The 8,664-nt window shown below is 52.8% G+C and carries 6 protein-coding genes; 1 reads left to right on the top strand and 5 read right to left on the bottom strand.

Annotation, left to right across the window (positions count from 1 at the left end; genetic code table 11):
• The first annotated feature begins 675 nt into the window (after positions 1-675).
• Positions 676-1,233, top strand: coding sequence for an RNA polymerase sigma-70 factor (locus OB13_RS09410; protein WP_461489908.1), 558 nt, complete (start codon positions 676-678; stop codon positions 1,231-1,233).
• Between the two features lie 211 nt (positions 1,234-1,444).
• On the opposite strand, the gene OB13_RS09405 is transcribed toward OB13_RS09410, so the two are convergent.
• The 5 genes from OB13_RS09405 to OB13_RS09385 form a co-directional block, all read right to left on the bottom strand.
• On the bottom strand, positions 1,445-3,649 hold the full coding sequence (locus tag OB13_RS09405; protein ID WP_461489907.1) for a S9 family peptidase: 2,205 nt from the start codon (positions 3,647-3,649) through the stop codon (positions 1,445-1,447).
• A gap of 461 nt (positions 3,650-4,110) precedes the next feature.
• Complete coding sequence (locus OB13_RS09400) at positions 4,111-5,358, bottom strand: NAD(P)/FAD-dependent oxidoreductase (RefSeq protein WP_461489906.1); 1,248 nt, start codon at positions 5,356-5,358, stop codon at positions 4,111-4,113.
• A 1-nt stretch (position 5,359) separates the two neighbouring features.
• Positions 5,360-6,361, bottom strand: a complete 1,002-nt coding sequence (locus tag OB13_RS09395) for a 4-hydroxyproline epimerase (protein WP_461489905.1) — start codon at positions 6,359-6,361, stop codon at positions 5,360-5,362.
• 8 nt (positions 6,362-6,369) lie between these two features.
• Positions 6,370-7,824 (bottom strand): aldehyde dehydrogenase (NADP(+)), encoded by a 1,455-nt coding sequence (locus tag OB13_RS09390; RefSeq protein WP_461489904.1) that lies wholly within the window; start codon positions 7,822-7,824, stop codon positions 6,370-6,372.
• Positions 7,814-8,664 (bottom strand): dihydrodipicolinate synthase family protein (locus tag OB13_RS09385; RefSeq protein ID WP_461489903.1); only part of this gene is annotated, 851 nt, incomplete at its 5' end. The genes OB13_RS09385 and OB13_RS09390, both read right to left, overlap by 11 nt.

The following is an 8,664-nucleotide window of genomic DNA, read 5'->3' as shown; positions in this document are numbered from 1 at the left end:
CCTGTAACCATCGCACCATCTCTTTCTCCTCTTTCAGGGTTGACTCCCCTCTCAGATGCTTCAGAATCAGGCTGGCTCTTTTGAATTGTTCTTGATTGTTCTCCATAGTGGCTGTGTTGCGGTTAAGACACCTATGGAGACAAAAGGGGTGAAAGGTTTCTAAATTATTTTTGAAAAACTTTATATACTTAACTGGATGTACACTTTTGACAGGGCTGCTTGAGCCTATCGGGTGGGCCTGGGCTTTCAGGTTAAATTTTGAAGAGGGATGACATATCTATTTTCTCCCTACTTAAATATAACATTAACTTAACCCATCGGTTTGCCAAGCGAAAAGAATTAACGGCTAGTTTTGGGCTCAGAAGTGAAGGTCAATACGTGGAAAGGAACCATGTTTCTTTACAGTGGTTAACGCACCGATGGCAGTTCAAAACAAGGCACGAATTCAAGGCCTAACAAGTTGCGGCTCGTTGTCAATCAGACAAACACCATTGGTTGAGTGAGCGCTTACTTTCAAAATGTGCTTGAGTTTGAAAATATTAACTTTATTTGTAAGTTTATCAGACGCAACCATTTGCAAGACCAGATGCATGTGTCGCTACTTCGCCACCTTTGACTTCTGCTTTCGTCAAGGTTACCCTTGGCCAAATTTAATAATCTTAACGTGTCCTGAAGATGAGCGAAAACGAAGATTCGGTAATTCCAATTGAGGAATTATCCTTAAAGCAACTTTTTGAAAGGTATTATACCCGCCTGGTTTACTTTTCGGCTCAAATTGTAGAATGCAGGGAGACTGCCGAGGACATAGCGCAGGAAGCTTTTATCACATATTGGAACCAGAAATCTGTTGTTGCTCCTCATCCTATCGCCATCAAGAACTACCTGTACAGCACAGTCAAACATGCCAGCCTGAATATGGCACGCCACCAGAGGGTAAAAGCCAATTATGCTGCTGGCTTAAGTGACATAACAGCAAGTGAAGAAAGTCTGGACAATGCTATCATACAGGCTGAGGTTCTCGCCCAATTACACAGCGCCCTAAGCACCCTACCTGCCAATTGCCAGCGGATTTCCAGAATGTGTTATCTAGAGGGAATGAAGAACCAGGAGGTTGCCAGTGAACTAGGGATTTCTGTTAATACAGTCAAAACTCAAAAGCAGCGGGCATTACAACTTCTCCGGCTAAAACTTAGCCCCGACCTCTATGCTCTTTTAGTTATTTTCGAGCTCTGAGTTTGATCAGTTCATACAGAAGTGTTATCAAAAATCCAGCTCCTAAACCCTGATTCTCTGTAAAGAAGCCTTACACGTGGAGAAAAGACCAAAGCGGCATTCTACTAAGGGTTGTAGAACACAATTGTTTATACTATACCTTCGATCGTAGGAAAAGCCAGGCCCAGATGGTAGCGTTTCTTTCTGACATCTGGGCCTGGTTACTTTTTTACTACCTGCCGCCCGGCGGGCAGTACTGCTTCAGGAAATTGGTAAATAAGGTCGACAGGTGTTCGCCGGTGCCCTCCCCTTCCGAGATGCTGTGCGAGCGGTTTGGATAAGGCATGAACTGGAAGTGTTTGTTATACTTGATGAGCTCATTCACCAACTGCTCGGCATTGTTGTAGTGCACGTTGTCGTCGCCGGTGCCATGGATATAGAGCAGGTTGCCCTGCAGGTTTTTGGCATACGTTACTGGGGAGCCTTTCACGAAATCTTCGCGGTTTTCCTGTGGCAGGCCCATGTAACGCTCCTGGTAAATGTTGTCGTAGGTGAGCTGGTTGGCTACGGCTGCTACCGAAATACCGGTTTTGTAGATGTCCGGGTGCTGGAAAAGCAGGTTGAGCGTGGCTGAGCCGCCACCACTCCAGCCCCAGACGGCTACCCTGGCTGTATCTACATACGGTAACTTGAGAAGCTCCCGCGCTGCCGCAGCCTGGTCGGCGATGTTGAGCTGGCCCACTTTCCGGTAAATGCTCTTGCGCCAGTTTCTTCCCTTCGGCCCGGGCGTACCCCGGTTGTCTACCGATACATAAATGTAGCCATCCTCGGCCATGCTGCCGTTGTAGAGGAAATTCTGTCCGGCCCCATAGGTGTCGGTCACGGTTTGGCTCGCAGGTTCGGAATAAACATAGAACACGATCGGGTACTTCTTCTTCGGATCAAAGTTGGCAGGTTTGGCCATCCAGGCGTCCATTTCGGTGCCATCAGCCGTTTTAACCTTGAGGAACTCTATGCCGCTGGCCGCTTTATCTGCCGTAGCCAATGCTTTGGCAACGGCGCTTTCGCCACTTGTAGCTTTGTGGTTTGGCAGCGCTACCCACTCGCTCGCCGGCTTGGTGTAATAATTAGAAAAACGGTGCTGCGCATACCTGGCATTTGGTGACAAACTATACGTATGGGTGCCAGGCTGCGACGCCGGGGTAAGACGCTCGGCCTTGCCTTTGCCATTGAGGCGCGTACGGTACAAATACTGCTGGGTGGCATTGTCAGGCGAGGCCAGAAAGTATACGTAGCCTTCCTTTTCGTCGATGCCGGCAATCTCCATTACATCATAGTTACCTTTGGTGATCAGGTGTTCCTTTTTACCATCGCGGCTGACGCGATAGAGGTGGCGCCAGCCGTCTTTCTCACTTGCCCATAAGAATTCTTTGCCATCCTTCAGCCAGTCCCAGCCGCCGTAGCTGTAGGAATTATCCCAGCTAGGCAGGATATCGATCCAGGCTTGGTCTTGCTCTTTGTAAAGCTGTTTGGCTTTGCCGTTCGCAGCGTTGCAGAGGTACAATATACTTTCGTTTTGCTTGCGGTTGAGTTGCTGCACGATCAGTTCCTCGGCAGAAGCGGCCCACTCCATACGCGGCAGGTAGGTGTTGCTTGGGTCACCGGGAATGTCCATCCAACGGGTAGCAGCACTAGTGATGTCCACCACACCGATCTTGTAAGGCGATGGCGCTTCTCCTGCTACCGGGTACTCCACCGGAATTACTTTGGCATACACACCATCCAGCATGTTAAACATGATGTAGTCTTTTACCTGAGTGGCGTCCAGCTGCCAGTAAGCAATTCGTTTGCTGTCAGGGCTCCAGCGGTAGCCGTCGCGGGCAGAGAACTCTTCTTCGTAGGCCCAGTCGAAGGTACCGTTGATGAGCTTGCGGGTGCCATCCTGGGTTAGCTGTTTTTGCTGGCCGCTCTGCAGGTCTTCTACAAAAATATTGTGCTCGCTTACATAGGCTACCTTCCCGCCATCCGGCGAAAATTTGGCGAACATCAGCGATGATTCCGGCCTTCCGGCTCCCAGCTGACGCAGCCGTTTTGTTTGCAGGTCATACACCCAATAATCGCCCCGGGTATCGTAGCGCCATACTTTCTGGGTATTGGTATAGATCAAGACTTTCTGTTCATCGGCAGACAATGTGAAGCTGCGCACTTTTAAAGGTTCGTTTTTGCCAGCTGGTACCAGTGCTGCCTTTTCCAGGAAAACACTGGACGCCCCGTCAGGCAAACTATACTTTACCAGTTGCCCCTGCTCTTCCAGCACATAGGCATTGCCGGCTTTCAGCCACTGCCGGTTCTGGCTGCCCTGGGCAAAAGAGGTGGTGACAATGATGAACAGCAGCAACAGCTGCAGCAAAAGGGATCGTAGTTTTAAGTGGTGCATACCTGAATGGTGTTATAAGTAGGAGCGCATTATGCGAGTGAAGTACTTGCTAAAGTATGTTCTTACAAGCTTAGATCACCTGTAAAATCTTACAGCAGGAAATTTACATTTTTATTTGAAGCCGTGCACCCATTCGTTTCTCAAACAGCAATTTTTCAGTTGCCTGCTCCAGACCGGGCAGAAGGCCCTCGGCTAGAGACTGCACCAATGCTGCCTACATTTAAATTTCAAACTTCCAGGATTGGATCAGTTATACTTTCTACTTCTCTGCTTGTACACACTACCGCTCTAGCGAGCTTTCGGACATCCTTGTCCGAAAGCTCGCTGCCGGGGATTTCCTAATCCCCGTGTTTGGATAAACGCGGACAAGGAAGTCCGGAACAGCGAAGGGTTAAAGTCGAAACTGTAAAGAAGAAACTGTAAAGTATAAAGTATATACTAAAACCCTACTCTTTACCGCCTTAACTATACCTATCCGGCGAAAAGGCATCGGTGAGCAGCTGCGCTTCTTTCCGTAGCAGTTGCTCGGCCAGCACTTTGCCGGTTGCTGGTGCCAGGCTCACGCCCATCATACTATGGCCCGTCCCAAACAGCACATTGCTCCAGCGCTGTGTAGCGCCAATGTAAGGCAAGCCATCCGGTGAGCACGGTCTCAAACCACTCCATATTTTCTCCGCCTCCGGAAAGGTGGGCTGAAAGTTGGCGTAGTAGTTGGAAATCGAGTCGAAAATACCGCGCACCCGTTGTTGGTTGATGCTGTGGTCGGTACCTGTGATTTCCATCGTGCCACCGAAGCGCACCTGCTCGCCAAAGGGCGTTACGGCTACTTTCCGTTCGCAAAGTATGGCAGGCAGCTGCAAGGCCGGCTGATTTTGCTGCATGAAACTATAACCCTTGCCTGAAAGCATGGGCAGGTAAATGCCCAGTTTTTTGGTAAGTTCCCCCGACCAGGCTCCGGCGCACACGATCAATTGATCGCAGGTAAAGTCACCTTGGGTGGTAACTATAGTTTGAATGCGATTGCCCTTGTTTTCAAATTTAAGTACCTGCGCCTGCGACACCAGCTTTACCCCTTTGGCCACCAGGTAATCCTTCAGAAAGCAATGAAGCTTGGCGGGGTCTAGGTGTGCATCACCTGTAAAATGCACCGCCCCACGAACATCCAGCTCTACGTTCGGTTCGAATTGTTGCGTTTCCTCCCGCGACAGGACATATGCTTCAATCCCATGCTGGTTGGCCAAGTGCGCCATTTCCGTTTCTTCCCGCTCCATTTCCGGCGTTTTGTAGAGCATCAGCAGGCCTTTCTCCTCCAATCCGATCTGGGAGTCAGGATGCTGCAGCGCAAAATCCAGGTACAGGCGCTTGCTCAGCAGGCTCAGGTTTTTCAGGTAGGGAATGCTGTGCTCCACATGCTTTTTAGTGGAGGCACGGTAAAAATGCAGGCACCATTGCAGCAAGCGCCTATCCAAACGGGGGTGAATGTAAAAAGGACTGTTAGCAGAAAACATCCACTTCAGTCCTTTGCTGATCATGCCCGGCGAAGCCAGCGGCACAATATGGCTCGGCACGATCATGCCCGCATTGCCTGTGGAGCAACCTTGCTGCATGTCCCCCTGGTCGAGCAGGGTCACCTCGAAGCCTTCTTCTGAGAGGTAGTAAGCCGTGAATAGGCCCACCACGCCCCCGCCGATTATCGTTACGTTGCTCATATCAGATTACCTGGAAACCGTGAACGTATGGATCTTCATCCTCAAAAAAGATGGTATTGTGCCCGGTGATGATGGCCCAGCCTTCGATGCCGGGATAAATGGCCGGTTTACCCGCCACCGTGGTTTCTTCTTCGATGGTACCGGTAAAAATCGACCCGATGATGCTCTCGTGGATAAACTTTTGCCCTGGTTTTAGCTTTCCCTTAGCATACCACTGCGCCATACGGGCCGAGGTGCCCGTGCCGCAGGGCGAGCGGTCAATGGCTTTGTCACCGTAAAAAACGGCGTTGCGGGCTGTGGAAGTAGCAGCCAGGGGCTCACCTGTCCAGAGAATGTGCGAGAGGCCATTGATAGCCGGGTTTTCGGGGTGCACAAAGGTATACTGCTCGTTGAGGCGCTGGCGCAGCACGCGACTCCAGGAAATAAGCTTGTCGGCTGTATAGTTTTCTATACCTTTAAAATTCTCCTGTGGATCCACGATGGCGTAAAAGTTACCGCCATAGGCCACATCCACCTTCAATGTACCCAGTTCCGGGCATTCTACGGTCAGGTCTCCCGAATCCAGGTAGGCCGGTACGTTCGTCAGCTTCACCGACTTCACTTTGTCTCCTTCCTGCGTGTACTGCACGCGCACCAAGCCGGCAGGCGTTTCGAGCCGCAGCTGGCCGGGTATTTTGGGGGTGATCAAGCCCTCTTCCAGAGCGATCGTGACCGTACCAATGGTGCCGTGCCCGCACATGGGCAGGCAGCCGCTGGTTTCGATGTAGAGCACGGCCACATCGTTCTCCGGATCGTGCGGCGGGTATAGGATGCTGCCCGACATCATGTCGTGACCGCGGGGCTCAAACATCAGCCCTTTCCGGATCCAGTCGTACTCCCGGAGAAAGTGCAGGCGTTTTTCGCTCATGTTGTGGCCCTGCAGCACAGGGCCGCCGCTTGCCACCAGGCGCACCGGATTGCCGCAGGTATGGGCATCGATGCAAAAGAATGTTTTTCTGGCCATAGGTATACTTATAGGCTGCTTTGGGAAAGTTTTCCGTTAATAGTGCGCCACAGGCCGGTGCGGTTCTCGTCCTGCAGCTCTGCTGGCAACAGTGCCTGCGGAGCCGACTGAAACGTAACAGGCCGCGCAAAGCGTTTGATCGCGTAGGTGCCCACAGACGTACTGCGGCTATCAGTCGTAGCCGGAAATGGACCGCCGTGCGTCATGGCAGGGCTCACTTCCACCCCGGTTGGTACCCCTGAAAACAAGAGTCGTCCGCATTTGTCGCGCAACACATCGGTTAGTTCCTGCTGTAATTGCTGCTCGTAGTGTGAGCCCCAGAGCGTGCAGGTGAGTTGGCCCTGCAATGCTTTTGCTGCGGAGATCAACTCTGCATCGCTGCTATACCTTACCACCAGGGTAAAGGGACCGAATATTTCTTCCTGCAGCGCCGGATTCTGCAGCCACTGTGCTGCGCTGGTACTCGCCAGGGCAGCACGGCCTTCGAGCACGTGTGCTTCCTGGTGCACCAGTGCCTGCACTCCTTCCGCTTGCAGCAGTTTCTTCAGTCCCTTGTAATAGTTGCCGGCAATGCCGTCGTGCAGCATCTTGGCAGGAGTAGATTTAGATAGCTCTTCTTCCAGCGCTTCCATAAACCCCTCTGTTACTTCCGACTCCGGCACGAACAGCAAGCCCGGGCAGGTGCAGAATTGCCCCGCCCCCAGCAGCACCGATGCCGCTGCCTGTCGGGCCAGCTCAGCTGTGTTCTCCTTCAGTTTTTCCGGAAGTATAAACACGGGGTTGGTACTGCCCATCTCGGCGTATACCGGAATAGGTACCTCGCGCTGCATGGCCAGGTCAAAAATAGCTTTGCCCCCTATATAAGATCCTGTAAAAGCGACAGCCTTTGTAGCCGGATGCTTCACCAGCTCCTGCCCCACTTCCACATCCCCGCTTACGTGCTGGAACACGCCTTCCGGAAGTTCGTTTGCCTGCAGCGCCTGTACAATCGCTTTGTGCACCAGCTGGGATGTTTTCGGGTGGCCCGGATGCTCTTTGTACACCACGGTACAGCCCGCCGCCAGCGCGGAGGCTGTGTCGCCGCCAGCGGTGGAGAAGGCGAGCGGAAAGTTACTGGCACCGAACACCACCACGGGCCCGAGCGGCAACAGCATGCGGCGCAGGTCGGGACGCGGCAAAGGCTGGCGGTCGGGCAGAGCCGTGTCGATGATAGCTTCTACCCAGGAGCCTTCATCCACCAGATCGGCAAACAGGCGCAACTGGCTGCAGGTTCGCCCACGCTCACCTGTCAGGCGGGCCAGCGGGAGATTGCTCTCCCGGCTGGCTGTTTCCAACAGTTCTTCCCCCAGCGCCTCAATGGCCTCTGCTATACTTCGCAGCAGCTGTGCCCGCTGTGCCGGGGTGGTTTTCTTATAGACTTCAAACGCCTGCGCAGCGTTGGTTAAGGCTTCGTTATACGGCATAGGCTTCTTCTTTAAAATCAGGCAGCTGTGGCCTTGTTTCTATTCCTTTCTGGATGGTGGCGATCACGGCTTTCCGCTCTTCCCCGATCAGCGGCAGACGCGGCGCCCGTACGTGTTCGCTGCCTATGCCTTCCATCTGTTCGGCCAGCTTGATGTACTGCACCAGTTTCGGATGAATGTCCAGTTCCAGCAGCGGCATAAACCAACGGTAAATTTCCAATGCTTCCTGTGTTCTGCCGGCTTTGGCCAACTTGAACATCGCCATCGACTCTTTCGGGAAGGCACACACCAGGCCGGCCACCCAGCCGTGCGCGCCCATGAGCAAGCTTTCCAGGGCCAGGGTGTCTACTCCGCACAGGATCTTGATGCGATCGCCGAAGCGATTGAGCATGCGCGTGACGTTGGTCAGGTCGCGCGTTGATTCTTTTACGGCCTGGATGTTCTCGTGCACGAGCAACTCGTCAAACATTTCCAGGGTGATGCTCCGCTTGTAGTCCACGGGGTTATTGTAGATCATGATGGGCAGCGAGGTGCTTTCGGCTACTGCCTTGAAGTAAGCGACGGTCTCGCGGTGGTCGGAGTAGTAGCGCATGGGCGGGAGCAGCATCAGGCCATCTGCGCCCATTTCTTCGGCTTCGCGGGCACGTAAAATAGCTTCCTGTGTAGCGCCTTCGGCAATGTTCATTACCACCGGCACTTTGCCAGCCACATGCGCAATGGTCCTGCGGGTAAGCTCCTGTTTTTCGTCCGTGCTCAGTACGCTGGCTTCCCCCAAGGTGCCGCCCAAGATGATGCCGTCTACACCGGCTTCCAGCTGTGCATCTACGTTTTTAAAGAAGG

The sequence above is a fragment of the Pontibacter sp. HJ8 genome (genome assembly GCF_054824225.1).
The sequence above is the reverse complement of the archived record's forward strand: the minus strand, read 5'-3'. Positions and strand labels throughout refer to the sequence as shown.

Bases quoted from the DNA above. Each gene is read 5' to 3' on its own strand.
- OB13_RS09410 (WP_461489908.1), top strand. From the start codon at position 676: ATGAGCGAAAACGAAGATTCGGTAATTCCAATTGAGGAATTATCCTTA.
- OB13_RS09405 (WP_461489907.1), bottom strand. From the start codon at position 3,649: ATGCACCACTTAAAACTACGATCCCTTTTGCTGCAGCTGTTGCTGCTG.
- OB13_RS09400 (WP_461489906.1), bottom strand. From the start codon at position 5,358: ATGAGCAACGTAACGATAATCGGCGGGGGCGTGGTGGGCCTATTCACG.
- OB13_RS09395 (WP_461489905.1), bottom strand. From the start codon at position 6,361: ATGGCCAGAAAAACATTCTTTTGCATCGATGCCCATACCTGCGGCAAT.
- OB13_RS09390 (WP_461489904.1), bottom strand. From the start codon at position 7,824: ATGCCGTATAACGAAGCCTTAACCAACGCTGCGCAGGCGTTTGAAGTC.